Origin of the sequence: Pseudomonas haemolytica (assembly GCF_009659625.1) — a bacterium.
GTDB lineage: Bacteria > Pseudomonadota > Gammaproteobacteria > Pseudomonadales > Pseudomonadaceae > Aquipseudomonas > Aquipseudomonas haemolytica.
Genome location: NZ_VOIW01000007.1, coordinates 196,140 through 220,623, shown reverse-complemented (window position 1 = coordinate 220,623; position 24,484 = coordinate 196,140). Strand labels below are relative to the sequence as shown.

20 protein-coding genes and 2 tRNA genes are annotated in these 24,484 nt (G+C 60.3%); 12 read left to right on the top strand and 10 right to left on the bottom strand.

Annotated elements, in window-relative coordinates; genetic code table 11:
* Positions 1-41 precede the first annotated feature (41 nt).
* Positions 42-1,472: a family 8 glycosyl hydrolase gene (locus tag FRT59_RS22715; protein WP_153872450.1), complete on the top strand. Its 1,431-nt coding sequence runs from the start codon at positions 42-44 to the stop codon at positions 1,470-1,472.
* Between the two features lie 73 nt (positions 1,473-1,545).
* On the opposite strand, the gene groL is transcribed toward FRT59_RS22715, so the two are convergent.
* The 5 genes from groL to FRT59_RS22690 form a co-directional block, all read right to left on the bottom strand.
* The gene (groL, locus tag FRT59_RS22710; protein WP_034115830.1) at positions 1,546-3,192 is read right to left on the bottom strand and encodes a chaperonin GroEL; all 1,647 of its coding nucleotides are present in this window, start codon (positions 3,190-3,192) and stop codon (positions 1,546-1,548) included.
* Between the two features lie 50 nt (positions 3,193-3,242).
* Positions 3,243-3,539, bottom strand: a complete 297-nt coding sequence (locus tag FRT59_RS22705) for a co-chaperone GroES (RefSeq protein WP_003175874.1) — start codon at positions 3,537-3,539, stop codon at positions 3,243-3,245.
* Between the two features lie 248 nt (positions 3,540-3,787).
* Positions 3,788-4,264 carry an FxsA family protein gene (locus FRT59_RS22700; RefSeq protein WP_124401781.1) on the bottom strand — a complete coding sequence of 159 codons (477 nt, stop codon included), beginning with the start codon at positions 4,262-4,264 and terminating at the stop codon, positions 3,788-3,790.
* Positions 4,265-4,330: 66 nt separating this feature from the next.
* Positions 4,331-5,062 (bottom strand): HugZ family pyridoxamine 5'-phosphate oxidase, encoded by a 732-nt coding sequence (locus FRT59_RS22695; RefSeq protein WP_153872449.1) that lies wholly within the window; start codon positions 5,060-5,062, stop codon positions 4,331-4,333.
* A gap of 103 nt (positions 5,063-5,165) precedes the next feature.
* On the bottom strand, positions 5,166-6,173 hold the full coding sequence (locus FRT59_RS22690; RefSeq protein ID WP_034115833.1) for a DUF481 domain-containing protein: 1,008 nt from the start codon (positions 6,171-6,173) through the stop codon (positions 5,166-5,168).
* Between the two features lie 193 nt (positions 6,174-6,366).
* Here FRT59_RS22690 and FRT59_RS22685 point away from each other — a divergent pair, with 193 nt between their 5' ends.
* The 4 genes from FRT59_RS22685 (at position 6,367) to FRT59_RS22670 (ending at position 11,162) form a co-directional block, all read left to right on the top strand.
* The gene (locus FRT59_RS22685; protein WP_052224498.1) at positions 6,367-6,681 is read left to right on the top strand and encodes an MGMT family protein; all 315 of its coding nucleotides are present in this window, start codon (positions 6,367-6,369) and stop codon (positions 6,679-6,681) included.
* 43 nt (positions 6,682-6,724) lie between these two features.
* On the top strand, positions 6,725-8,257 hold the full coding sequence (locus FRT59_RS22680; protein WP_153839108.1) for an AmpG family muropeptide MFS transporter: 1,533 nt from the start codon (positions 6,725-6,727) through the stop codon (positions 8,255-8,257).
* 215 nt (positions 8,258-8,472) lie between these two features.
* The gene (locus FRT59_RS22675) at positions 8,473-10,188 is read left to right on the top strand and encodes a proline--tRNA ligase (RefSeq protein WP_153872448.1); all 1,716 of its coding nucleotides are present in this window, start codon (positions 8,473-8,475) and stop codon (positions 10,186-10,188) included.
* Positions 10,189-10,208: 20 nt separating this feature from the next.
* On the top strand, positions 10,209-11,162 hold the full coding sequence (locus FRT59_RS22670; RefSeq protein WP_034115837.1) for a lipoprotein: 954 nt from the start codon (positions 10,209-10,211) through the stop codon (positions 11,160-11,162).
* A gap of 132 nt (positions 11,163-11,294) precedes the next feature.
* Here the strand turns inward: FRT59_RS22670 and dinB are convergent, their stop codons facing one another.
* Complete coding sequence (gene dinB, locus FRT59_RS22665) at positions 11,295-12,353, bottom strand: DNA polymerase IV (RefSeq protein WP_034115838.1); 1,059 nt, start codon at positions 12,351-12,353, stop codon at positions 11,295-11,297.
* Positions 12,354-12,631: 278 nt separating this feature from the next.
* Between dinB and FRT59_RS22660 the strand changes: the two genes are divergently transcribed.
* From FRT59_RS22660 to FRT59_RS22645, 4 genes are all read left to right on the top strand, one after another.
* Positions 12,632-12,708 (top strand) — tRNA-Met (locus tag FRT59_RS22660).
* Between the two features lie 176 nt (positions 12,709-12,884).
* A tRNA-Met gene (locus FRT59_RS22655) sits at positions 12,885-12,961 on the top strand.
* Between the two features lie 279 nt (positions 12,962-13,240).
* Positions 13,241-15,883 (top strand): bifunctional lysylphosphatidylglycerol flippase/synthetase MprF, encoded by a 2,643-nt coding sequence (gene mprF, locus FRT59_RS22650; RefSeq protein ID WP_153872447.1) that lies wholly within the window; start codon positions 13,241-13,243, stop codon positions 15,881-15,883.
* Positions 15,883-17,163, top strand: a complete 1,281-nt coding sequence (locus FRT59_RS22645; RefSeq protein ID WP_153872446.1) for a virulence factor family protein — start codon at positions 15,883-15,885, stop codon at positions 17,161-17,163. The genes mprF and FRT59_RS22645 overlap by 1 nt, the downstream gene beginning before the upstream one ends.
* Positions 17,164-17,301: 138 nt before the next feature.
* Here FRT59_RS22645 and recJ read toward each other — a convergent pair whose 3' ends face one another.
* Positions 17,302-19,011, bottom strand: coding sequence for a single-stranded-DNA-specific exonuclease RecJ (gene recJ, locus FRT59_RS22640; protein ID WP_153839112.1), 1,710 nt, complete (start codon positions 19,009-19,011; stop codon positions 17,302-17,304).
* Between the two features lie 85 nt (positions 19,012-19,096).
* Entirely contained in the window at positions 19,097-19,639 is a 543-nt protein-coding gene (locus tag FRT59_RS22635) for a YaeQ family protein (protein WP_003193952.1), read from the bottom strand.
* 148 nt (positions 19,640-19,787) lie between these two features.
* Here FRT59_RS22635 and FRT59_RS22630 point away from each other — a divergent pair, with 148 nt between their 5' ends.
* Both FRT59_RS22630 and FRT59_RS22625 read left to right on the top strand, forming a co-directional pair.
* On the top strand, positions 19,788-20,987 hold the full coding sequence (locus FRT59_RS22630; protein ID WP_034115842.1) for a CaiB/BaiF CoA transferase family protein: 1,200 nt from the start codon (positions 19,788-19,790) through the stop codon (positions 20,985-20,987).
* A complete protein-coding gene (locus tag FRT59_RS22625; protein ID WP_153872445.1) occupies positions 20,987-21,874 on the top strand; it encodes a TIGR02285 family protein in 888 nt (295 codons plus the stop codon). The genes FRT59_RS22630 and FRT59_RS22625 overlap by 1 nt, the downstream gene beginning before the upstream one ends.
* A 183-nt stretch (positions 21,875-22,057) precedes the next feature.
* On the opposite strand, the gene FRT59_RS22620 is transcribed toward FRT59_RS22625, so the two are convergent.
* Entirely contained in the window at positions 22,058-22,342 is a 285-nt protein-coding gene (locus tag FRT59_RS22620; RefSeq protein ID WP_153839114.1) for a DUF3509 domain-containing protein, read from the bottom strand.
* A gap of 207 nt (positions 22,343-22,549) precedes the next feature.
* Here FRT59_RS22620 and FRT59_RS22615 point away from each other — a divergent pair, with 207 nt between their 5' ends.
* On the top strand, positions 22,550-23,212 hold the full coding sequence (locus tag FRT59_RS22615) for a response regulator (protein ID WP_034115844.1): 663 nt from the start codon (positions 22,550-22,552) through the stop codon (positions 23,210-23,212).
* On the opposite strand, the gene FRT59_RS22610 is transcribed toward FRT59_RS22615, so the two are convergent.
* A complete protein-coding gene (locus tag FRT59_RS22610; RefSeq protein WP_153872444.1) occupies positions 23,181-24,425 on the bottom strand; it encodes an EAL domain-containing response regulator in 1,245 nt (414 codons plus the stop codon). The two genes, FRT59_RS22615 and FRT59_RS22610, sit on opposite strands and share 32 nt — an antisense overlap.
* Positions 24,426-24,484: the final 59 nt, after the last annotated feature.

Below are 24,484 nucleotides of genomic sequence, written 5' to 3'. Positions count from 1 at the left end.
CGTAACCTCTCCGCCTGAATCCCAGGTTGGAGAGCCCTTTCATGCGTCGCCCCAAGCCGTTTTTGCCCACATGGATGCTGTCGCTGTGCATCGTGACCGGCGCACTGTTGTCCGGCAATGCGCGTGCCTTTATCTCGGCCACGCCTTATTACCCGGGCACGATCAAGCCCAGCCATATTTCCCAAGCCGTCATGGACCAGCAACTGACGGCGTTTTATACCGAGTGGAAAGCGCTCTACCTGTCCCAGGCGTGCAGCAGCGACAGCTACTTCGTCAACGTCAGTGCCGACCACAAGCCGGTGGGCGGCGGTACGGCGCCGAACACCCTCACCGCGTCCGAAGCCCATGGCTACGGGATGTTGCTCAGCGTGATGATGGCGGGCCAGGACCCTGACGCGCAAAAGATCTTCGATGGCATGGTGCGCTACTTCGAGGACCACCCGGCCAAGTCCGACCCTGGGCTGATGGCCTGGAACCAGGTCGAAGGCTGTGGCAATGCCATTGGCCGGTTTCGTGGCGACGCCAGTGCCACCGACGGCGACCTGGATATCGCCTATGCCTTGCTGTTGGCCGACCATGTCTGGGGCAGCCAAGGCAGCATCGACTACCGCAGCCAGGCCAACACAGTCTTGGCCGCGATCCTGAAACTTGAAGTGCACCCGCGTACCCATCATTTGATGCTGGGTGATTGGGCCGGCACCGATGGCGACACCGAACTCGAATATGCCACCCGCAGTTCGGACTTCATGCCGTCGCACCTCAACAGTTTTTTTGAGATGACCGGTGATAAACGCTGGCTCGCCGTGCGCGACAAAACCTACGCGATCATCGACACCTTCATCGCACGCTACAGTGCGCGTAGCGCCTTGGTGCCGGACTTTATCAGTCACCTCGACACAACACCCACACCAGCCCGCGCCGGCCTGGTGGAAGGCAAGCACGACGGTGATTACGCCTGGAATGCGGCCCGCTATCCCTGGCGCATCGCCCTGGATTACCTGATGTATGGCGACCCACGCGCACTGGACACCCTGAGTACCTTCAATTTATGGGCCCGCGCGACCACCGCGAATTCACCCGCTGCATTCAACAGCGGCTATCACGTCGATGGCAGCGCCTTGGACGCGGCCCCAGACGATCCTGCGTTTATTGCCGCATTGGGCGTCAGCGCGATGATCAGCCCCGACAACCAGCCATGGCTGAATAACATTTGGGACAACTTGCAACACCGCTCGCTCAAAGCCCACGACTACTACGCCAACACCCTCAAGTTGCTGGGCATGGTGGTCATGGCCGGGCATTGGGAGCGGCCCAGGCCCGCGCTCCATAAAAAGCCCACGCACCTGTCTGTCCATCATTCATTCAACGCAGCTGCTGCGCCGGGGGCCCTGGCACTTATGCCGCGTGCCGAATTGACCCTGGCACGCGGGTTCACCTTCAAGCGGTTATTGCGACGCCGCCTCATAGGCTGACGTAAAAGCCGCCCATAAAAAACCCCGCCTGCATCACTGCAGGCGGGGTTTTTCAGTGCCGGGTGAGGCTGGCTTACATCATGCCGCCCATGCCACCCATGCCGCCCATGTCTGGCATGCCGCCGCCCGCTGCGCCTTCAGCCTTCGGCTTGTCAGCGATAGCAGCTTCGGTGGTCAGGATCAGGCCACCGATGGAGGCTGCGGCTTGCAGCGCGGAACGAGTCACCTTGGTAGGGTCCAGGATGCCCATTTCGATCATGTCGCCATAGACGCCAGTCGCAGCGTTGTAACCGTAGTTACCTTTGCCGTTCTTGACTTCGTTGACCACAACGCTTGGCTCGTCGCCGGAGTTGGCAGCGATCTGGCGCAGCGGTGCTTCAACAGCACGACGCAGCACAGCGATACCGACGTTCTGGTCGGCGTTGTCGCCGGTCAGGTTGGTCAGCGCTTCCAGAGCACGGATCAGCGCAACGCCACCGCCAGGTACCACGCCTTCTTCAACGGCTGCACGGGTAGCGTGCAGGGCGTCTTCAACGCGGGCCTTCTTCTCTTTCATTTCAACTTCGGAACCCGCGCCAACCTTGATCACTGCAACGCCACCGGACAGCTTGGCCAGGCGCTCTTGCAGTTTTTCACGGTCGTAGTCGGACGAAGTCTCGGCAACCTGGGCGCGGATCTGAGTGATGCGCGATTGGATGTCGCCTTCAACGCCAGCACCGTCAACGATGATGGTGTTTTCCTTGGAGATGGTTACGCGCTTGGCACTACCCAGGTTTTCCAGGGTGGCGCTTTCCAGGCTCAGGCCGATCTCTTCGGAGATAACGGTACCGCCGGTCAATACGGCGATGTCCTGCAGCATGGCCTTGCGGCGGTCGCCGAAGCCTGGCGCCTTGACGGCTGCGACTTTAACGATGCCACGCATGTTGTTCACGACCAAAGTCGCCAGGGCTTCGCCTTCAACGTCTTCGGAGACGATCAGCAGTGGGCGGCCGGCTTTGGCAACGGCTTCCAGCACTGGCAGCATTTCGCGGATGTTGGAGATTTTCTTGTCGACCAGCAGGATCAGCGGGTTGTCCAGTTCGGCAACCATGGTTTCTGGCTTGTTGACGAAGTACGGGGACAGGTAGCCACGGTCGAACTGCATGCCTTCTACAACCGACAGTTCGTTTTCCAGGCCAGTGCCTTCTTCAACGGTGATCACGCCTTCTTTACCGACTTTTTCCATGGCTTCGGCAATGATGTCGCCGATGGAGCTGTCGGAGTTGGCGGAGATGGTACCTACCTGAGCGATAGCCTTGGTGTCAGCGCATGGCTTGGACAGGTTTTTCAGCTCGGCAACGATGGCGATGGTCGCCTTGTCGATGCCGCGCTTGAGATCCATCGGGTTCATGCCGGCAGCGACGGCCTTGTAGCCTTCGTTGACGATCGCCTGGGCCAGGACGGTAGCGGTGGTGGTGCCGTCGCCTGCGTCATCGTTGGCACGGGAGGCAACGTCTTTGACCAGCTGCGCGCCCATGTTCTCGAAACGGTCTTCCAGTTCGATTTCTTTGGCTACGGAAACGCCATCCTTGGTGATGGTCGGAGCGCCGAAGCTCTTCTCGATGATCACGTTACGGCCTTTCGGGCCCAGGGTCGCTTTTACTGCGTCAGCCAGGACATTGACACCGGTGAGCATTTTCTTGCGGGCGGAATCGCCGAATTTAACTTCTTTAGCAGCCATGATCGATATTCCTTAAATACTTTGTAGTAACGGGAAAATGAGCGGGAAAATCAGTCTTCCAGTACGGCGAGAATTTCGTTCTCAGCCATTACCAGCAGGTCTTCGCCGTCGACTTTCACAGTGTTGCTGCCGGAGTAAGGGCCGAAAACAACCTTGTCACCCACTTTCACGGCCAGTGCGCGTACATCACCGTTCTCCAGGGTCTTGCCTGGGCCAGCAGCGACGATCACACCGTGGTTGGCTTTTTCAGCAGCCGAACCTGGCAGAACGATCCCGCCAGCGGTTTTCTTTTCTTCTTCGCTGCGACGGATGACGACGCGGTCGTGCAGAGGACGAAGCTTGCTCATTGTCGATCTCTCCTAATTGTGTTTTTCATCGGCCGGTATCAATTCCGGCGGGTTAAATTCCGGCGGTGCCGGTCGCGGCTCGCTGGGCAAGACGCGGAAGTCTGTCTGGTGTTGCCACCAGAAACCTTGCGGTGACCGTTACATAAGGGCGCACAAGCTTATTACAAGGGGTCGAAGCGGAAATTTTTTCGTCTTGGTGCCCGGTCAAATGCAACACGGCACCCGAAGGTGCCGTGTCAGTGAAGCGCTTATTTGCTATCGCGGTGTTCGAACTCGCCTTCGATCACGTCGCCCTCACGCCCCAGGGGTTGGCGCGGGGCCGGGCCGCCACGGGGTTGCAGGTCGTCGGCGAAGGCGCGTTGGCGAATCGCGGCTTCTTCGGCGCGCTGGCGCATCTTGCCGGCCAGCAACTTGCGCGTGAATGGCAGCAGCAGGACCAGGCCAAGCACATCGCTGACAAAGCCCGGCAGGATCAGCAGGCCACCGGCCAGGGCCATCATCAGGCCTTCAAGCATGGTCTGGGCCGGCAGTTCGCCGCGGTTCAGGCTTTCACGGGCACGCAGCGCCGTGGCCAGGCCGGCGACGCGCAGCACCAGGACGCCAAGCATCGAGCCGGCGATGATCAGCAACAGCGCCGGGAAAAACCCGATCGCACCGCTGACTTGAACGAATACGAACAGCTCCAACACCGGGAATAGCAGAAAGAGCAATAAAAAAGGGCGCATCAAATGGTTCCTCAACGCAAGAATGCCTTGCCAGTCCACCTTAGATGACGTCGCCGTTTCGTGAATTCAAGCGCTGGCGGCGGTTTTTTTCGGCCAGGCCTCAGCATGAGCCAATGAAACCAAGGCTTCGCGTACTTGTGTCGGCGTGTTGCAAGGCTCTTCAAAAGGCAACCAATAAAGGGATTGGCCGATACGCAGGTGCATGCCTTCACTGTCGATGCCGGCCAGTTGCGCAGGCTCGGTGGTCGGCAAACCGCAGAGGTCGACGTAGTGGGCGATGGCCTTGGTGTGATCGCTGTTCATGTGCTCGATCATGCTGCGTTCGGCCTTGCCGGCGAACGGGTTGGCCAAGGTCAACTGGTCGACCCAGTGGATCGCGCCAAACCCACCGATATAACGGTGACGTACCGGTTTGAGCACCCAGAAATCGAAGTCGTGGGCCTTATGGTAGTTGGCCGAATCAGGGAAATAGCGGTAATAACGCTCGGCAGCGGCTTCAATCGCCGCGCCGTCTTCCAACTTCTCGGCTTCGGCCAGGTAGGTCAGGCGCCCTACCGCCTGCACATCATCGGCCTCGCGCTCACCCACCAGCAGCGAGCACTTGGGGTCTTTTTGCAGGTTATGGGTATGCTGGGCGATGCGGCTGATCAGGATCAGCGGGCGACCCTGCTCATCGAGGCAGTAAGGCACGACCGAGCCGAAGGGAAACCCGGGCATGGCTTTGGACAGTGTGGAGAGAGCCCCACGGTATTCCTTGAGCAACAGCTCTCGGGCGTTCTTGGCAACGTGCGCGCTCAACGTATGACTCCTCGGGTGTTCCGCCGCCCATGGCATATGGGAATGGATCTCAACACAAGGTAATCAATATCCGCGCAGGTTGCCAGAGCGACCGACGCAGGTTTTACCAGGCCACGCCAAAGCCTGCGGTGTAGCGGGTCTTGCTCAAGCTGCTGTCGGAATTGCCACTGACCTCGTTGCGCTCAGCCTTCAAATTGAGCGAGGCCCACTCGGTGACCTTGTAGCGCAGGCCCATCTCGGCATCCAGGGAATATTCGGCCGGCCCGGCAAGGGGTTTGCCCAATTCACCGTTGGTGAAGAACTCAACCGTCTTGCCCACCAGGTAGCGGTTGTAGTTCCACTTCATGGCCAGGGAATAGAAGTTGTCCTTGCCGCCGTCGGCATATTCGTAATCGGTGCGGTTGACCAGCGAACCGAGGGAGAATGCGCCCAGCTCATCGTCCCAGAACTGATAGCCCGGGCCGGTACCGACAACGCGCTGGCGAGCCAGGTCTTCGACCTTGTCACGCTTGTAGGTCAGGCGACCTTCCCAGAACCAGTGCTCGGTGATAAAGCGGTCCAGGTTGTATTCCAGCGCCCAGTTGTCGGTAGTGGTGACGTCATCCTGGAATTCGCGGTTGTATTCACCCTTGCCCGTATGACGCCACTGGCCGTGACGGGCCGAGGTCTTGAAGTCGATGTCGTAGTCGTTGGTGTCTTTGTCTGCGCGCTTGTAGTCCAGCGCCAGATCGACGTTGCCCTTCCACACCAGGTCTTCGATGACGGGCTTGGGCTTCATGATCTGCTGGATACTCGCCAGCTCCACAGTCTTGGGCGCCTCGCCATTGGCCAGCACCACCTTGCCATCATCCGACGCCTGCAAGGACTTGGCCTTTTCGCCGCTGTAGGCATCCTGCTTGACCAGCAGTTCCTGGTCGCTTTCCAGGGTCTTGACCTGCTTCCAGTCCACCGGAATGGAGCCTGCGTAGGCAGTTTGGATCAGCAATTTGCCACCGTCGAAGACTTTGATCTTGCCGGTCAGGCGATCACCGTTTTTCAACCAGACGGTATCGGCGAGCAAAGGCGTGGAAGCACTGAAAACAGCAAGGCACAACAGGGTTCTGGACAACATAAGCAGATACGGGGCTCAGGGTAGGCGAAAATAAGGGCGTTATAGTGTTACATGGCTAGAACTGACTCAAGGATTTATATTGAGTTCAATTCTCAACGCCATACTTACAGACGTTTCCGACAAAACAACGAAGATCTAAACGGATACCCTCACAGTGAACCCACCTGCCGATACACCGCAAAGCCCCGCCGAGATGCGCCGCACAGCCTTGTACCTGACGTTGGCGCAGGTGCCAGCCGGCTGTGTGGTGAGTTACGGCGAGCTGGCCCACTTGGCGGGGCTGGGCCGCGCTGCCCGCTGGGTCGGGCGCACCCTGAGCCAGTTACCCGAGGGCACCCGATTGCCCTGGCATCGAGTGCTGGGTGCCGGCGGTCGGATAAGCCTGCCGGTGGGCAGTGCCTCGGGTGACGAACAACGTGCGCGTTTGCGTAGCGAAGGCGTCACTATCCTGAACAATCGCGTGGATATTCAGCGTCATGGCTGGCGCCCGGTAGAGCACAGCGGTTAGAGTGCGCGCTTTGTTTCCGCAAACCTGAGGCAGACTCCAGCCCATGCCCCGTAAAACCTGGCGCGCCGCGCTCGCCGCCTATGCCAGCCCCTCGACGTTAGTGCTGTTGTTGCTCGGTTTCGCCGCCGGCATGCCTTATATGTTGGTGTTCTCGACGCTTTCCGTGTGGCTGCGTGAAGCCGGTGTGGCCCGCGAGACCATCGGCTACGCGAGCCTGATCGGTCTGGCCTACGCCTTCAAATGGGTCTGGTCGCCGCTGCTCGACCAATGGCGCCTGCCGTTGCTCGGCAAACTGGGGCGTCGTCGCTCCTGGCTGGTACTCGCCCAATCGCTGGTGATCCTCGGATTGATCGGCATGGGCTTCTGTGACCCGCAAAAGCACCTGTCCTGGTTGATCGCCATTGCGGTGGTCGTCGCTTTTGCGTCGGCCACGCAGGACATCGCCGTCGACGCCTATCGCCTGGAAATTGCCGACGACAGCCGCCAGGCCGCCCTGGCCGCGAGCTACATGTCTGGTTATCGCATTGCCGCGCTGCTGGCCACGGCCGGGGCGCTGTTCTTTGCCGAAGGCTTCGGTTCCACCGGCTTCAACTACAAACACTCGGCCTGGACCGGCACGTATGTGCTGTTCGGCGTGTTGATGATTCCGGCGCTGCTGACCACCTTGCTCATGCGTGAACCCGATGTGCCCCTGCGCACCCAGTTGCAGGCCGGTCGCTACAGCTTCGCGCACCAACTGGTGTCGGTGTTCGTACTGATCGTGCTGCTGGTGTCGGTGCCGGCGATGTTCACCCAGCTCTACAACACCGACTTTGCCAGCGTGCTGTTCCAGGGCGTGAGCCTGTGGGAACTGCTGATGGAAGACCGCGCGTTCCTGCGCGCCATCCTCTATATCACCCTCACTACGCTCTGCCTGTCAGCCATGGGTCGCCGGGGCTTGGCGCCAGTACTGACGCCGGTCAATGACTTTATCCTGCGTTACCGGTGGCAGGCGCTGCTGCTGCTCGGGCTGATTGCCACCTACCGCATGTCCGATACGGTCATGGGCGTGATGGCCAACGTGTTCTACATCGACCAGGGCTTTACCAAGGACCAGATCGCCGGGGTGAGCAAGATCTTCGGCCTGATCATGACGTTGCTCGGCGCCGGCATGGGCGGCCTGTTGATCGTGCGGTTCGGGATCTTGCCGATCCTGTTTATCGGCGGCGTGGCCTCGGCCGGCACCAACCTGCTGTTCGTGATGCTCGCCGACATGGGCCCCGACCTGCAGATGCTGATCGTCACCATTTCCCTGGATAACTTCAGCTCGGGCATGGCGACTTCTGCGTTTGTCGCCTACCTGTCGAGCCTGACCAACCTCAAGTTCTCCGCCACCCAATACGCACTGCTCAGCTCGATCATGCTGTTGCTGCCACGCTTGATCGGCGGGTATTCAGGGGTGATGGTGGAGAAGTTCGGGTACCACAATTTCTTCCTGATCACCTGTTTGCTGGGTGTGCCGACGTTGTTCCTGATTGCGTTGCACTGGTTCCAGGAGAATCGGCGGATTCGGTTGAGTCCAACACAAGACGACTGATACGACTCGGTCAATGTGGGAGGGGGCTTGCCCCCGATTAGCAGTGCGTCAGTTATAAGATACTTAGCTGACCCACCGCCATCGGGGGCAAGCCCCCTCCCACATTTGGATCTCCAATAGTCAGATCCCCCCGCAATGTCACGCCTGTACTCCGGCAGCAACCGCCCGTACAATCCCAAGTCATTTCAAGTCCAAGCAACCGACAACGGCCTACCATGCGTACCAGTCAATATTTGCTCGCCACACAGAAAGAAACGCCTTCCGACGCGGTTGTGATCAGCCATCAGCTGATGCTGCGCGCCGGTATGATCCGCAAACTGGCCTCCGGCCTGTACACCTGGTTGCCCATGGGCTTGAAGGTGATGCGCAAGGTCGAAGCCATCGTTCGTGAAGAAATGAACGCCGCCGGCTCTCTGGAAGTGTTGATGCCGAGCACCCAACCGGCTGAGTTGTGGCAGGAATCCGGGCGCTGGGAAGAGTACGGCCCTGAGTTGCTGCGCTTCAAGGATCGTCATGGCCGCGATTTCTGCGCTGGCCCGACCCATGAAGAAGTGATCACCGACCTGATGCGCAACGAGTTGAGCAGCTATAAACAGTTGCCGCTGAACCTGTATCAGATCCAGACCAAGTTCCGTGATGAAATCCGCCCACGCTTCGGCTTGATGCGTGGCCGCGAGTTCATCATGAAGGACGCCTATTCATTCCACGCCGACCAGGCTTCCTTGCAGGTCACCTACGACCGCATGCACAAGGCCTACTGCAACGTGTTCACGCGCCTGGGCCTGAAATTCCGCCCGGTTGAAGCGGACAACGGTTCCATCGGCGGCGCCGGCTCCCACGAGTTCCATGTACTGGCCGAGTCCGGCGAAGACGATATCGTGTTCAGCAACGGCTCTGACTACGCAGCGAACATCGAGAAAGCCGAAGCCGTGCCACGGGAAACTTCCCGTCCAGCACCGACTGAGGAACTGCGCCTGGTGGATACGCCAGAGACCAAGACCATCGCGGCACTGGTGGAGAAATTCAATCTGCCGATTGAAAAGACCATCAAGACCCTGATCGTGCGCGCCGAAGAAGAAGGCAAGCTGATCGCCCTGGTGATCCGTGGCGACCACGAGCTCAACGAAATCAAGGCTGCCCAGCAACCTGGCGTGGCCAGCCCGCTGGTCATGGCCACCGACGCCGAACTGCGCGACGCCATTGGTGCCGGTGCCGGTTCGCTCGGCCCGCTGAATCTGCCGCTGCCAATCATCATCGACCGTTCGGTCGAGATGATGAGCGACTTCAGTATCGGCGCGAACATCGACGACAAGCACTACTTCGGCGTGAACTGGGAGCGTGACCTGCCGGTTCCGACCGTGGCCGACCTGCGTAACGTCGTGGCCGGTGACCCAAGCCCGGACGGCAAGGGCACCCTGGAAATCAAGCGCGGTATCGAAGTCGGGCACATCTTCCAGCTGGGCAACAAGTACAGCAAGGCGATGAAGTGCGAAGTGCTGGGCGAGAACGGCAAGCCAGTCACCCTGGACATGGGCTGCTACGGTATTGGCGTATCCCGCGTGGTTGCGGCTGCCATCGAGCAGAACAACGACGAAAAAGGCATCATCTGGAGCGACGCCCTGGCGCCATTCCAGGTTGCCCTGGTACCGCTGCGCTACGAAACCGAGCAAGTACGCGAAGCCACTGACAAGCTGTACGCCGAACTGACGGCCGCCGGTTTTGAAGTGCTGCTGGATGACCGGGACAAGAAAACCAGCCCGGGCATCAAGTTCGCCGACATGGAACTGATTGGCATCCCGCACCGGATCGTGATCAGCGACCGCGGCCTGGCCGATGGCAATCTGGAATACAAGAGCCGGACCGAAGCCGAAGCCCAACCGTTGCCGGTGGCTGACGTGCTGTCTTTCCTCCAGGCGCGTATTCGTCGCTGAAAACCAGATCAAGAGAAGTCATGTTCAAGCGAAACACCAGAGCCCTGGGGGGCGCCGCCTTGTGCGGCGCCCTGCTGGTCAGCGGCTGCGCCAATCAGATGTCGCAACGCAGTGAGCACGAGGAGCGGATCGAGCGTAAGTTGCTCGATCACAGCCTGCAGATCGATGTAGGCGAACCCAAAGTGCTGGAGCTGCCGCAACGCCGGGTTCGCATTCATGAGCAGAAGACCTTCGAGGTCACCGAATTCGAAGTCACCCGTCGTTACGACCGCTATACGCCCTACCAGCCCTGGCGCAAACTCTATGAGATGCCGCTGGGTGCAGTGGCGTTGGTGGCCGGCGTGGGCGCCAACGTTGCGAATATCTTCGCCCTCGGCAACCTGCCCACGAGCGTGACCCGTGACTGGCTGAGCTACGGCGTGGACGGCATCAACCCGTTCATGAACGTGCAATCCCACGGCCGTGCGCAACAGAACCTGGCAGCTATCGATGAAGTCCAGCGTGACAAGCGCCTGGAGTATTCGAGCCTGCCCTGGAGCGAGCGCCCGGTACAGGTCAGCGCCGGCAAGCAGACCCATGAGCTGACCACCGACCGCAACGGCATACTGCGCCTGAACCTGTTGGACAGCCCATTCGCCGAGCAGGACCTGAACCGCGTCACGACCTTGAAGATCAGCGTGGAAGATGGCCAGGACGACGTGCATACGGACTCGACCCTGGCAGTCAGCAACAGCCTGCGCGGCAAATTGCTGGAAGCCCATGCCCTGATCTACGACGACCTGGAAGATGACGAAGTGAACCAGTGGGTACACCGCGTCAAGCGCCTGTCGGAACTGGGCCTGGAAGAAGAAGCCAGCGAACTGGAACAGAGCCTGATTGAACTGACTCGCAATGATCCGGAGTTGCAGCAGGAGTTTGTGCAGGCGCTGACCAAGGATGCGGGGCGGCTTGTCGCAGATCCCGGCGCACGCTGAAACCTGAGGACTACCGCAGATCTAAATGTGGGAGGGGGCTTGCTCCCGATAGCGGTGTTTCAGTCACTGAATACATTGACTGACCTACCGCCATCGGGAGCAAACCCCCTCCCACAGTTTTAATCCGGGTATCTACCAGGAGAACTCTAACTGTTCATTGCCGCCGCTTAGGTCCAGCAAGCGCACGCCAATTCCCAACAATCGCACTGGCTTCCCCCCGCGATTGAACGCCTGGGTCAGCAACTGTTGATAACTTTCCAGATCCCGCCCTGCCCCGGCTTGCTCCAAGGTGGTCTGGGTAAAGTCATGAAACTTCACTTTGACGAACGGCTTGCCCGCCCGGTAGCTACTGTCTATACGCGCAATGCGTCCAGCCAGGGTTTCCATCAGCTCGGGCAGTTTCGCCAGGCAGCTTGAAAGATCCGGCAAATCCACATCGTAGGTATTTTCCACACTGATGGACTGTCGACGGCTGTCGTTCTGCACCACGCGATCATCAATCCCACGGGCCAGGCTCCAGAGGCGCTCGCCAAAACTGCCGAATTCGCGCACCAGCGCCAATTTGTTCCACTCGCGCAACTGCAGGCAGTCTTCGATGCCCAGGCGCGCCAGCTTGTCTGCGGTTACCTTGCCGACCCCATGCAATTTGCTCACCGGCAATATCGACACAAAGTCTTCGACCTGGTCCGGGGTAATCACGAATAGGCCGTTGGGTTTTTTCCAGTCGCTGGCAATCTTGGCCAAAAACTTGTTCGGCGCCACCCCGGCAGACACGGTGATATGCAGCTGGTTGGAGACCCGCCGACGGATGTCCTGGGCAATACGCGTGGCACTGCCGCCAAAATGCGGGCTGTCAGAGACGTCGAGGTAGGCTTCATCCAGCGACAACGGCTCGATCAAGTCGGTGTAGTCGCGGAAGATCGTCTGGATTTCCTTGGACGCTTCTTTATAGGCATCCATGCGCGGCTTGACGATGGTCAGGTCCGGGCACAGCTTCAAGGCGTGGCGCGACGACATGGCGGAACGAACCCCGTACGCCCGCGCTTCGTAGTTGCAGGTGGCGATCACCCCCCGACGATCAGCCGAGCCGCCGACGGCCAACGGCTTTTGCGCCAGGCTCGGGTCGTCGCGCATCTCGATGGCGGCGTAGAAGCAATCACAGTCGACGTGGATGATTTTGCGCTGCGTCATATAAACGGGGTGTGAACCAACGGGTGGGCAGTATCGCATTCACCCCTGTATATAGCACCAGTAGTTTGATTCTTCCTTCCAAGTGGTAAGAAATTTCCCGGATGAATTTATTTTCTCAATCGAATTTAGCCTTCCGATAGAGCTGAAAGCCTTGGCCTGACTGGTCCCGAGCGGTTCACGACCTCGCATTGGAGAGCTAACCGATTGAACCACAAGCGCTTTTCTTTGATTCACAGGTTGACACACCCGCGTTCCTCTGTAGAATGCCGACACACAGACGCGGGATGGAGCAGTCTGGTAGCTCGTCGGGCTCATAACCCGAAGGTCGTCGGTTCAAATCCGGCTCCCGCAACCAAACATCAAAAAAGGCTACTCGAAAGAGTGGCCTTTTTTGTGCGCGCCTGTTTTTCATCCGCCGCTTCTGCAAAATGCGGCCAAGGCCTTGATTTCAGAATAATTAGCGCTTATTTACGCCATCGGCGCATTAACGGTTGACACCCTGCCGCTGGGCTGTAGAATGCCGCCCACAGACGCGGGATGGAGCAGTCTGGTAGCTCGTCGGGCTCATAACCCGAAGGTCGTCGGTTCAAATCCGGCTCCCGCAACCAAACATCAAAAAAGGCTACTCGAAAGAGTGGCCTTTTTTGTATCCGGTGAAAAAGTTCTTCTGAAACAATGGCATGGCATCTTTCATGAAACCGCACAGGGTTTGTGGAGTCCATCTCACTGCACGCTATGCTCAATGCTCAAGCGCTACCCTCTACGACCAATGGCCGCAGTCGCCGCACCCGGCGATCCGCGTTAATATTTGTAATTATTTTGTCCATAGGGATTGGTAACTTGGCTGGATACCTCCATCCTGTCGCGCACAATCCACGAGGTGATTGATGCGCGCCAACTCGTCTGAACCACACGACACCGTCACAGCGGAACAACCAATCGCCCCCACCCGTTTGCGTTGGCTGGAGCTGTTGAGCAAGTACCGGCAACCCATCGGCCTGGCCGTTACGCTGCTGTTGTTTGCAATCGCCTTGATCGCCTGCCGACACCTGCTGTTGGAACTGGACCTCTACGCCCTTCACGATTCGATTCTGGAAGTGCCCAAGCCAGCCTTGCTCGGTGCATTTGCGGCGGCGGTCGCCGGCTTCATTATCCTGCTCGGCTATGAATTCTCCGGCGCACGTTATGCCGGGGTGAAGTTGCCCGCCAAGACCCTGGCCCTGGGTGGCTTCACCGCTTTTGCCATCGGCAACGCCATTGGCTTGTCGATGCTCTCGGGCGGTTCGGTGCGCTACCGTTTATATGCACGCCATGGCATCGGCGCGTCGGAAGTGGCGCACATGACGGTGTTCGCCAGCCTGGCCCTGGGCTGCGCCCTGCCGCCACTGGCCGCATTGGCCACATTGAGCAACCTGCCGGCAGCCTCCACTTACCTGCATTTACCGCAAAGCCTGCTCGGCGGCGTCGCCGGCGCCGTGCTGCTATTGTCAGCCGCATTGTGCATCGGCATCTATCGCCGCCGCCTGCCGGAACAACCCTACCCCGACAACCTGCTGGTCAAGGCCGGGCGCCGTACATTGCGCCTGCCCGGTCGGCGCCTGACCTTCGTGCAACTGATCATCACCGCCCTGGACGTCGCCGCTGCCGCCACCGTCCTTTATCTGCTCTTGCCGGAAGCACCACCCTTCGGTCCATTCCTGCTGGTGTACCTGCTGGCCCTGGCCGCCGGTGTGCTCAGCCATGTACCGGGCGGCGTGGGTGTGTTCGAAGCGATCCTGCTGGCAGCCTTCGCCGACAAACTCGGTGCCGCGCCTCTGGCTGCTGCCTTGCTGCTGTACCGGATGATCTACGTGGTGCTGCCGCTGCTGATCGCCTGTGTGTTCCTGCTGGTCAACGAGGCACAGCGCCTGTTCCAGACCCAGCAGAGCCTGCGAGTGGCTTCGGGGCTGGCGGCGCCAGTACTGGCCGTCCTGGTTTTTTTGTCCGGCGTGGTCCTGCTGTTTTCCGGCGCCACGCCGGAGATCGACTCACGCCTGGAAAACATCGGCTTCCTGATTCCCCACCGCCTGATTGACGCGTCGCACTTTGGCGCGAGCCTGATCGGCGTGTTGTGCCTGCTGCTCGCCCAGGGCCTGCGTCGACGTTTGTCGGCAGCCTGGATGCTGACCATGGTGCTGCTGCTGGTGGGTGCCCTGCTCTCGCTGCTTAAAGGCTTCGACTGGGAAGAAGCCAGCCTGATGACCATGACGGCGGTGCTGCTGGCAATCTTCCGTCGCTCGTTCTACCGCGCCAGCCGCCTGACCGAGTTGCCGTTCTCGCCGCTGTACCTGGTGGCCAGTGTCTGTGTACTCGGCGCTTCGATCTGGCTGCTGTTGTTCGCCTATCAGGACGTGCCCTACAGCCATCAACTGTGGTGGCAGTTCACCCTCGACGCCAACGCCCCGCGAGGCTTGCGCTCATTGCTGGGCGCCGCCGTGCTGCTGGTGATTGTGTCGCTGACCTGGCTGCTGCGCACTGCACGCCCGGTCATCCACTTGCCTACACCTGAAGAACTGGAGCGCGCCACCAAAATCCTGATGGCCTCCTCCCAACCCGACGGCGGCCTGGCGCTGACCGGTGACAAGGCGCTGCTGTTCCACCCTAACGATGAAGCCTTCCTGATGTACGCCCGTCGCGGGCGCAGCCTGGTGGCCTTGTATGACCCGATCGGCCCGACCCAACCCCGCGCCGAGATGATCTGGCAGTTCCGTGACCTGTGTGACATCCACCACGCCCGCCCGGTGTTTTATCAGGTACGTGCCGAGAACCTGCCGTACTACATGGACATCGGCCTCACTGCGATCAAGCTGGGCGAAGAAGCCCGCGTCGACCTGAAACGCTTTGACCTGGAAGCCAAGGGCAAAGAGATGAAGGATTTGCGCTACACCTGGAACCGTGGCACCCGGGACGGTCTGTCCCTGGAGATCTTCGAGCCAGGCCAGGCACCGATGGATGAATTAAAAGTCATCTCCGATGCGTGGCTTACCGGTAAGAATGTGCGCGAAAAGGGCTTCTCCCTGGGCCGTTTCAGTGACGACTACCTCAAGCACTTCCGTATCGCGATCATTCGCTTCGAAGGTCGCCCGGTGGCTTTCGCCAACCTGCTCGAGACTTACAACCACGACCTGGCCAGCCTCGACCTGATGCGCGCCCACCCGGACGCACCCAAGCTGACCATGGAATTCATGATGGTTGGCCTGATTCAACATTATAAGAACCACGGCTACGCCCGCTTCAGCCTCGGCATGGTGCCGCTGTCGGGTCTGCAACCCCGCCGTGGCGCACCCTTGACCCAACGCCTGGGCTCGATGGTGTTCCGCCGTGGCGAGCAACTGTATAACTTTCAAGGTTTGCGCCGCTTCAAAGACAAGTTCCAGCCTGACTGGGAACCCCGTTACATGGCCGTGCCCGCAGGACTTGATCCGCTGGTGGCACTGGCCGATACCGCCGCCCTGATCGCGGGCGGCTTGACTGGATTGGTGAAACGCTGATGATTCGACGCTCCTGGCGGTATGTATTGGCCCTTGTAGTGCTGCTTGCGCTGATCGCGGCGGGTGGCTTTTGGTACTGGAACCGCCCTGCCCCGCAACCGACCCTGGAGCAATTGCCCCAGGCCGACGGTTCGGTGATGACCCGCGTGACCCCGGCCAGCGCCGCGAAAGCCCGCGTGGCCGTGGCCGTGATGGCCGACGAAGCCCTGACCGACAGCCAATTGATTGCCCTGAGCCAGGGCGGCGCAGCGCGAATCGTTCAGGTGATCCTGCCCAAGGCTGACTGCACATTGCAGGAACAAGCCCTGCAAAGCGCCCTGGCCCAGCTTAAAGGCCCTACGACGCTGGTCAGCGGCATCGGCCCTGGCGCCGCCCTCGCCTGGCGCTGGCTGGCCACACAGAACGACGACAAGGCCAACGCCATCTCCGTAGGCTTCGCACTGTCTCAGGAAGGGTGCAAGGACCCGCTGCCGAAAACCTCCGCCCATGGCAACTGGCTGGTGGCGTGGAACGACAACCCTGACGATGAAAGCGCCAGTTTCGTACGCGACACACCGCGTGCCACCACCAGCATCAGCGACTACGACATTCATTACCCGCAAGTACTGAACAATGAGTTGCGCAAGCAACTGATCGGCTCGGACAACGGCGGCCTGGCGATTCCGGTGGTGGAAGTGCCGGCTGGCCAAGCCAAGGACACCGTGACCCTGTTCCTATCCGGTGACGGCGGCTGGCGTGACCTGGACCGCGACGTGGCCGGCGAGATGGCCAAGCTCGGCTACCCGGTGGTCGGCATCGACACCCTGCGCTACTACTGGCAGCACAAGACCCCGGAGCAAAGCGCCAAAGACCTTACCGAGCTGATGCAGCACTATCGGCAGAAGTGGGGCACCAAGCGCTTTGTGCTGACCGGTTATTCGTTCGGCGCCGACGTGCTGCCCGCCATCTACAACCGCTTGCCGGAAAGCGAGCAACAGCGGGTCGACGCGATCATCCTGCTGGCATTCGCCCGCACCGGCAGCTTTGAAATCGAAGTGGAAGGTTGGCTCGGCAACGCCGGCAAAGAAGCCGCGACCGGCCCGGAAATGGCCAAGCTGCCGGCGGACAAAGTGGTGTGCATCTATGGTGCCGAGGAAGTCGACGAAAGTGGCTGCACTGACAAGACGGCCGTGGGTGAAGCGTTGAAGCTGCCGGGCGGGCATCACTTCGATGAGAACTACCCGGCGCTCGCCAAGCGTTTGGTGGATATCATCGTCAAGCACCAGGCCAAAACCGAATAGCTCCAGGGCTGTACACAAAACCAAATGTGGGAGGGGGCTTGCTCCCGATAGCAGAGTGACAGTCAATGATGTTGTGACTGCGCCACCACTATCGGGAGCAAGCCCCCTCCCACATTTGCCTTGTGCTGTGGCTGAGATTCAGCGTGGTTCGATGTGCGCGATCATCAACTGCACGGTTTCATTTCCACGAAACTCGTTCACGTCCAGCTTGTAGGCCAATTCCACCCAACGCACGGTCGGGTTCGGCCACACCTCACGGTCCACGCCAAAGGCAATGCCATCGAGCTTCACTGAACCGCATTCGGTCTTGAGCACGACCTTCAAGTGCCGTTCGCCCACGACACGCTGTTCCACCAACTGGAACACACCGTGAAACAACGGCTCGGGAAAGTGTTGCCCCCACGGGCCGGCATGACGCAGGGCGCGGGCCAGTTCGAGGTGGAACTCTTCCACAGCCAATGTACCGTCGGAGAGCAGGCGGCCGGTGAGGTCTTCTTCACGCAGTTGCCGACGCACTTCGGCATCAAAGGCTTCGGCAAACAGTGGGAAGTTCGCCTCAGGCAATGTCAACCCCGCCGCCATGGCGTGGCCGCCGTACTTGGTGATCAGGTTGGGGTGCTGGCTGGCGACCACAGCCAGTGCATCGCGGATATGAAAGCCCTGTACCGAACGCCCAGAGCCCTTGAGCAGGCCGTCACCCGCATCAGCAAAGGCGATGGTCGGGCGGAAATAACGCTCCTTCATGCGCGACGCCAGGATCCCGATCACCCCTTGGTGCCACTCCGGGTCGAACAGGCACAAGCCGTACGGCATCGACTCCACCGGCAAGTCCTTGAGCTGGGCCAGGGCTTCGCGCTGCATGCCTTGCTCGATGGATTTGCGGTCCTGGTTCATGCCGTCCAGTTGCGCGGCCATTTCCCGTGCGGCGGCAAAATCCGTGGTCAGCAGGCATTCGATGCCCAGGCTCATATCGTCCAGGCGCCCGGCCGCATTCAGACGCGGGCCGAGGATAAAACCCAGATCGGTAGAGGTGATGCGGGCATGGTCGCGCTTGGCCACTTCGAGGATCGCCTTGATCCCCGGCCGTGCCCGACCGGCACGAATACGCTCCAGGCCCTGATGGACAAGGATGCGGTTGTTGGCGTCCAGCGGTACCACGTCGGCAACGCTGCCCAGGGCCACCAGGTCGAGCAGTTCACCAATGTTTGGCTGTGGACTGTTGTCATACCAACCCAGGCTGCGCAAACGCGCACGCAGGGCCATCAACACGTAGAAGATTACGCCGACACCGGCCAAGGCCTTGCTGGGGAACCCGCAGCCCGGCTGGTTAGGATTGACGATGGCGTCCGCCGCCGGCAATTCATCGCCCGGCAAGTGGTGGTCGGTCACCAGTACCTTCAAACCCGCCGCCTTTGCCGCTGCCACGCCTTCGACGCTGGAGATACCGTTGTCCACGGTGATCAGCAACTGCGGCTCGCGCTGCAGCGCCACCGCGACAATTTCCGGGGTCAGGCCGTAGCCATACTCGAAGCGATTAGGCACCAGGTAGTCGACATGGGCCGCCCCGAGCAAACGCAGGCCCAAGGTACCCACCGTGCTCGCCGTGGCGCCATCGGCGTCGAAGTCACCCACGATAAGGATGCGCTGGCGCTGCTCCAGGGCAGTCACCAGCAAGTCCACCGCCGCGTCGATACCCTTGAGCTGCTGATACGGAATCAACCGCGCCAGGCTCTTGTCCAGCTCGGCTTGCGATTGCACCCCGCGTGCGGCATAGAGGCGGGTCAACAGCGGCGGCAATTCACCGAGAAAAGGCAGGACGGCGGGCAATGGGCGGGGATCGATACGCATGGGGTGACGGGCACTTCTCTTCTAATACAACGGTTAAACGACAATTCTTCAGGCAACACAGCTCAAATGTGGGAGGGGGCTTGCTTCAACCGCGCTCGCCAACCAGCCACTGCAGTTGCACTTCATGCTGGCCACGGTCGTCGGTGACGAAGATCGTGCCTTCGCTGATCATCACGTCCCACTTGATTACGCGGGGCATGTCCTTGGCCAGGGTCTCGAGGACTTCCTGGGGCACGGCGGCGATGTGCACGTTTTTCAGGTTGTTGGCCACCGGCACCACCTTGCCTTCCCACACGCGCAGGCTGCCATAGGCCAGCAGGCTGGTGCGTTCAGTGCGGCGCGAGCACCAGGTCAGGCGGTCGGCATCCGGCTGGCCGACTTCGATCCAGTGCAAAACCCGATCATCCAGGCTTTTTTCCCACAGGGCAGGCTCGTCTACATCTGACAGCCCACGCCCGAACGCCAACTGCTCGTTGTACCAAAGGGCGTAGGCCAGCAGACGCACGGTCATGCGCTCTTCGGTTTCCGAAGGGTGGCGGGCGATGGTCTGTTTAACGCTCTCGTACACCGAACGGTCGAGGTCGGTGAGGTTGAGTTCGAATTTGTAGGTCGTGGACGGCTGGGCCATGAACGGGCTTCTAGAGACAAGGAAAGGCGGCCAGTCTAACCGATGGCGAGGCCATTCAACGAATACTGCGCTGCATCATCCTTATCCCTGGGGCGCTCGCCTATGTTAAAAGGCAATACACCACCGTCCCGCGCTTGTAAGGATCCCCATGTCGCTTAATGCCAAACCACTTGCCGGCCTGAAAGTCATCGAACTGGGCACGCTGATCGCCGGCCCGTTTGCGTCGCGTATCTGCGCTGAGTTCGGTGCCGAGGTGATCAAGGTCGAATCCCCGGACGGCGGCGACCCGCTGCGCAAATGGCGCAAGCTGTATGAAGGCACCTCGTTGTGGTGGTTCGTACAAGCGCGCAACAAGCAGTCGCTGACCCTCAACCTCAAACACCCGGATGGCCTGGCGATCCTCAAGCAACTACTGGCCGACGCCGACATCCTGATCGAAAACTTCCGCCCTGGTGTGCTGGAAAAGCTCGGCCTGAGCTGGGAAACCCTGCACGCACTGAACCCCAAGCTGGTGATGGTGCGCCTCTCGGGCTTCGGCCAGACCGGGCCGATGAAGGACCAGCCAGGCTTTGGCGCGGTGGGCGAGTCCATGGGCGGTTTGCGCTATATCACCGGTTTCGAGGACCGCCCGCCGGTGCGCACCGGGATTTCCATCGGCGATTCGATTGCTGCGCTGTGGGCCGTGATCGGCGCGCTGATGGCGCTGCGTCATCGCGAAGTCAATGGTGGCCTGGGCCAAGTGGTGGATGTGGCGCTGTATGAAGCCATCTTCGCCATGATGGAGAGCATGATCCCCGAATTCGATGTGTTCGGGTTTATTCGCGAACGCACCGGCAACATCATGCCCGGCATCACCCCGTCCTCGATCCACACCAGCGCGGACGGCAAGCATGTGCAGATCGGCGCCAATGGCGATGCGATCTTCAAACGCTTCATGGCGACCATCGGGCGTGACGACTTGGCGAATGATCCGCAGTTGGCCAGCAATGACGGGCGTGACCTGCGCCGCGACGAGCTGTACGGCGTGATCGACCGCTGGGTCAATTCGCTGCCGCTGGATCAGGTGGTTGAGCAACTGAACAAAGCCGAGGTACCCGCCAGCCGCATCTACAGCGCCGAAGACATGCTGGGTGACCCGCAATTCCTGGCCAGGGAAATGTTCCTCAAGGCACAGCTTCCAGACGGCAAGGACTTCAAGATGCCAGGCATCGTGCCCAAGCTCTCGGACACGCCTGGCAGTTGTGAATGGGTCGGCCCGCAACTGGGCGAACACAACAGTGTGGTGCTCAATGCCCTGGGCTACGACGCCGCGGCCATCACCCGCCTGCGTGAGGATGGCGCGATCTGATGGCGGGGGGCGCCAAGCGTCGACTGCTGCGCCTGTGTCTTATCACGGGGTTGGTAGCCACTTGGCCGCTACCGGCGAGTGCCGAGGGCACGCTGACCTGGTTGCTGCGCGACTTGCCACCCCTGACCATCTTCGAAGGCCCGAAAAAAGGCCAGGGCGCGCTGGATCAGCTGTTGCCCAAACTGATCGAGCGCTTGCCGGAGTATCAACATCAGGTCCTGCACGTCAATCGCGCCCGCGGCACGCAGATGCTGCGGGCCGCCGCGTCGACGACCTGCGATCCCTCAATGCTCTGGACACCGGAGCGGGCGCAGTACGTTGCGTTTTCGGCCCAGGCATTGGTGGTGGTGAGCAATGGCGTGATGATCCGGCGCAGCCAGCAGCAGGCCATGGCGCCCTTCATTGCCGCCGGCGAGTTCGATCTACAGGGTTTTCTCGACACGCCCGGCACCCGCCTGGGCGCGACTGCCGAGCGCAGCTACGGCCCTGTCATCGACGACCGCCTCAAGCATGCAGAGTCACACAAGCTGGCATTGCATTACGGTAACGATGCCTTGGGCAGCTTGTTGCAAATGCAGCGTCTTGGCCGGTTGGAAGCGGTATTGGGTTACTGGCCCGAGATCCGTTATCACGCCTTGCAACAGCAGATCGCCGCGGATGACTTGAGGTTTTTCCCAATCAAAGGCACCGCGCCTTACCAGCGCATCCATATTGGCTGTTCGGACACCGCCGAAGGCCGCCAGGCCATCGAACGCATCAACCAGGTACTGCGTGACATCCCCCAGGCGCAGCTCCAGCAATCCTATGCCTCATGGCTGGACCCGCAGACCCGGGCGCATTATTTGCAAGATAACCCGCGCATTTTCCAGGACTCACCCGAGCCATGAAAAAATTCGTTGGTAAATCGCGGGCAAAAAGAAACCCCGAGCAGTGGGGAGACAACTCGGGGTTAAACGTGGCCTACAAAGACCAGTACAGCAAGCTACAAGCACCGGAGCACAATGCTCGCTCTTGCTGTTACGAACTCTGACTGACCGCCGCGTAGGAAGGTTCCGAAGAAAAATAATGTTTCATGCAAGGGCGCCGCCACGGGTTTGGGCGGCGTTGCGCAAGGCAGCAATGACAGAGGGTTCAAGGCGCCCTTCGGCGATTTTCAGGTCGCGTAGCAGGCAATCCACCACATCCACCAACACGCGTTTGTCGGTCAACTGCGCACGGTCGACTTCGCGTTCAACCACGATGGCACCACCGGGATTCTTCACGGTTACCAGGCAGTCGTCCCGCACACCAGAAGTGGTCAGCGTAACCTGATAAGGGCTCAGCGCTTCACTGAGCAATAGGTTGATACTTTCCATCTCGATCACCACTCAATCATTCGAAAAAGGTTCGAAAAACAAAAATGTCACGAAGAGGCTGACATTCAAGTGACCCGTGCTCAAAGCAGAAAGTTCTACATTTCGTGTAATCCACTGCTTAAGGAAAACGAGCATGCACGTAAAAGATGACAGAGAAAAAACATCCGCTCACAGGCTAGAATCCCTGGATTAACCCGGGAGCCTGCCTTGAGAGCCGCGTCTGAACCGCCTTTGCGCATCGTCATTGCCGACGATCACCCGATTTTCCTGATTGGCCTGCGCGCCGTACTCGAGCGTGACCCGCACATCAGCATCGTCGGCGAAGCCAACTCGCCACAAGCGCTCAATGCGTTGCTGCAACACTGTGCCTGCGATGTGCTGGTGACCGACTTCATGATGCCCGCCGAACCCCAGGCCGACGGGTTGCGCCTGATCGAGCAACTGCGCCGGCACTATCCGGACCTGCCCATTGTGGTGGTGACCATGCTCAATAATGCCGGTCTGTTTCATTCCATCCTGGCGTTGGGCGTGATGGGCCTGCTGAGCAAGGCCAGCCTTGCCGATGAACTGCCGCAGGCGATCCGCCAGGTGCGTCAGCAACGCCCCTATGTGGCCCAGACCATTCGCCAGGCGCTGAGCCTGGCCGGGGAAGTCGGCGCCGATCGCCTGCACTCCCAGGAACAGCTGTCACCCCGGGAGCTGGAGGTGATTCGCCTGCTGGCCAGTGGCATGACCGTGGGCGCGATCGCCGCCCACCTGCATCGCAGCAAGCAGACCGTCAGTGCGCAAAAAGTCGGCGCCATGCGCAAGCTGGGCCTGGGCAACGATGCCGCGCTGTTTATTTATGTGCAGGAACACGGGCTGGCCTAGCCTGGAATGCGATCCATTGCTTGAGCGCATCAGCGTCCATCGGCCGGGCAATGAAGCAACCTTGCAGCCACGCTGCACCCAGTTCCCCCACGGCGTGATAGTCGGCGGCAGTTTCCACGCCGGTGACCACCACGGCGATGTCCAGCCGCTTGGCCATGCTCATGGCTCCCGCCACCACCGCTGCCTTGCGGTCGTCTTTGGCCATCCCGCAGGCGAACGCCGGGGGAATTTTCAGTTCGGTGAAAGGCAATTCCAGCAAATGCTGCAGGCTGGTGCCGCCCATGCCGAAATCGCCGATGGACAACTGGCACCCCAACATTCGCAAGCGCAGCAACCCGGTGACATGGGCGCTGTCGGTTTTCAACGTTGAGGTTTCCACCAGTTCCAGGGTCAGGCTATGGGCGGGCACGCCATGAAGTTGCAGTAAGCCTTGCAGCACCTGGGGAAAGTGCCCGCGCTCGAGCATGCGCCCCGGAATATTCACCGCCACCGGCAGCACTTGGCCGGTCTCGCCCATGACCTGGTTCGCCAGGCCAAGCGCCTGTTCCAGCACGTGCCAGGTAAACGCCTCTTCCATGCCGGCAAACTCCAGCAGCGGCAGGAACTCGTCGGGCAGCAGCAACTCACCTTCCGGCAACTGCCAGCGCGCCAGCGCCTCGACACCTTGCAGCACACCAGCCTGGCTGACGATGGGTTGATACCAGACCCTGCCACAACGCGCGATGGTGGCCTGGCTGACATCCGCCGTCGGCGGCAACTGCTCCCTGTCGCTCAAGCCCAGCAACTGGCGCACGCGCTCCCAGGACAGCACCGGTGGCCCCGGGCGCAAGTGCGTCTGGCAATCGGCCAACACCTGCCCGATCAACGTTGCCGAGGCCGGTTTTGGCAAGCACGCCAACACCTTGAGCCCCATTTGCCGCGCCATGTTCGCCACGCCTTCCAGCACATCAGGCTCGGCATTGCTGAGCAGAATCAGCACCTGGGCCAGGCGACGCTCAGCCAATTCGCGGATCAGCTCCAGGCCATCGCCCTGCTCCAGGTACAGATCGCAGATGCCGATATCCACCGGGCCTTTGCTGTCCAGGGATTGGCGGGCCGTTTCGACATTTTCAGCGGTCAGTACATTGAACACGCCGTTGGCATTGAGCATCTGGTGCAGTGCCATCAATTGAAACGGGTTGTCTTCGAGGATCAGGACATTGAGAGATCGCATAGGGCATTGAGTCAGCATCGGGGCAGATGCCTGACACACTACTCAGAAGCCCCGCACAG

What these genes read in the sequence shown, in the direction of transcription:
- FRT59_RS22715 (WP_153872450.1), top strand. Translation starts at nt 42, where the DNA reads ATGCGTCGCCCCAAGCCGTTTTTGCCCACATGGATGCTGTCGCTGTGC.
- groL (WP_034115830.1), bottom strand. Translation starts at nt 3,192, where the DNA reads ATGGCTGCTAAAGAAGTTAAATTCGGCGATTCCGCCCGCAAGAAAATG.
- FRT59_RS22705 (WP_003175874.1), bottom strand. Translation starts at nt 3,539, where the DNA reads ATGAGCAAGCTTCGTCCTCTGCACGACCGCGTCGTCATCCGTCGCAGC.
- FRT59_RS22700 (WP_124401781.1), bottom strand. Translation starts at nt 4,264, where the DNA reads ATGCGCCCTTTTTTATTGCTCTTTCTGCTATTCCCGGTGTTGGAGCTG.
- FRT59_RS22690 (WP_034115833.1), bottom strand. Translation starts at nt 6,173, where the DNA reads ATGTTGTCCAGAACCCTGTTGTGCCTTGCTGTTTTCAGTGCTTCCACG.
- FRT59_RS22685 (WP_052224498.1), top strand. Translation starts at nt 6,367, where the DNA reads ATGCGCCGCACAGCCTTGTACCTGACGTTGGCGCAGGTGCCAGCCGGC.
- FRT59_RS22680 (WP_153839108.1), top strand. Translation starts at nt 6,725, where the DNA reads ATGCCCCGTAAAACCTGGCGCGCCGCGCTCGCCGCCTATGCCAGCCCC.
- FRT59_RS22675 (WP_153872448.1), top strand. Translation starts at nt 8,473, where the DNA reads ATGCGTACCAGTCAATATTTGCTCGCCACACAGAAAGAAACGCCTTCC.
- FRT59_RS22670 (WP_034115837.1), top strand. Translation starts at nt 10,209, where the DNA reads ATGTTCAAGCGAAACACCAGAGCCCTGGGGGGCGCCGCCTTGTGCGGC.
- dinB (WP_034115838.1), bottom strand. Translation starts at nt 12,353, where the DNA reads ATGACGCAGCGCAAAATCATCCACGTCGACTGTGATTGCTTCTACGCC.
- mprF (WP_153872447.1), top strand. Translation starts at nt 13,241, where the DNA reads ATGCGCGCCAACTCGTCTGAACCACACGACACCGTCACAGCGGAACAA.
- FRT59_RS22645 (WP_153872446.1), top strand. Translation starts at nt 15,883, where the DNA reads ATGATTCGACGCTCCTGGCGGTATGTATTGGCCCTTGTAGTGCTGCTT.
- recJ (WP_153839112.1), bottom strand. Translation starts at nt 19,011, where the DNA reads ATGCGTATCGATCCCCGCCCATTGCCCGCCGTCCTGCCTTTTCTCGGT.
- FRT59_RS22635 (WP_003193952.1), bottom strand. Translation starts at nt 19,639, where the DNA reads ATGGCCCAGCCGTCCACGACCTACAAATTCGAACTCAACCTCACCGAC.
- FRT59_RS22630 (WP_034115842.1), top strand. Translation starts at nt 19,788, where the DNA reads ATGTCGCTTAATGCCAAACCACTTGCCGGCCTGAAAGTCATCGAACTG.
- FRT59_RS22625 (WP_153872445.1), top strand. Translation starts at nt 20,987, where the DNA reads ATGGCGGGGGGCGCCAAGCGTCGACTGCTGCGCCTGTGTCTTATCACG.
- FRT59_RS22620 (WP_153839114.1), bottom strand. Translation starts at nt 22,342, where the DNA reads ATGGAAAGTATCAACCTATTGCTCAGTGAAGCGCTGAGCCCTTATCAG.
- FRT59_RS22610 (WP_153872444.1), bottom strand. Translation starts at nt 24,425, where the DNA reads ATGCGATCTCTCAATGTCCTGATCCTCGAAGACAACCCGTTTCAATTG.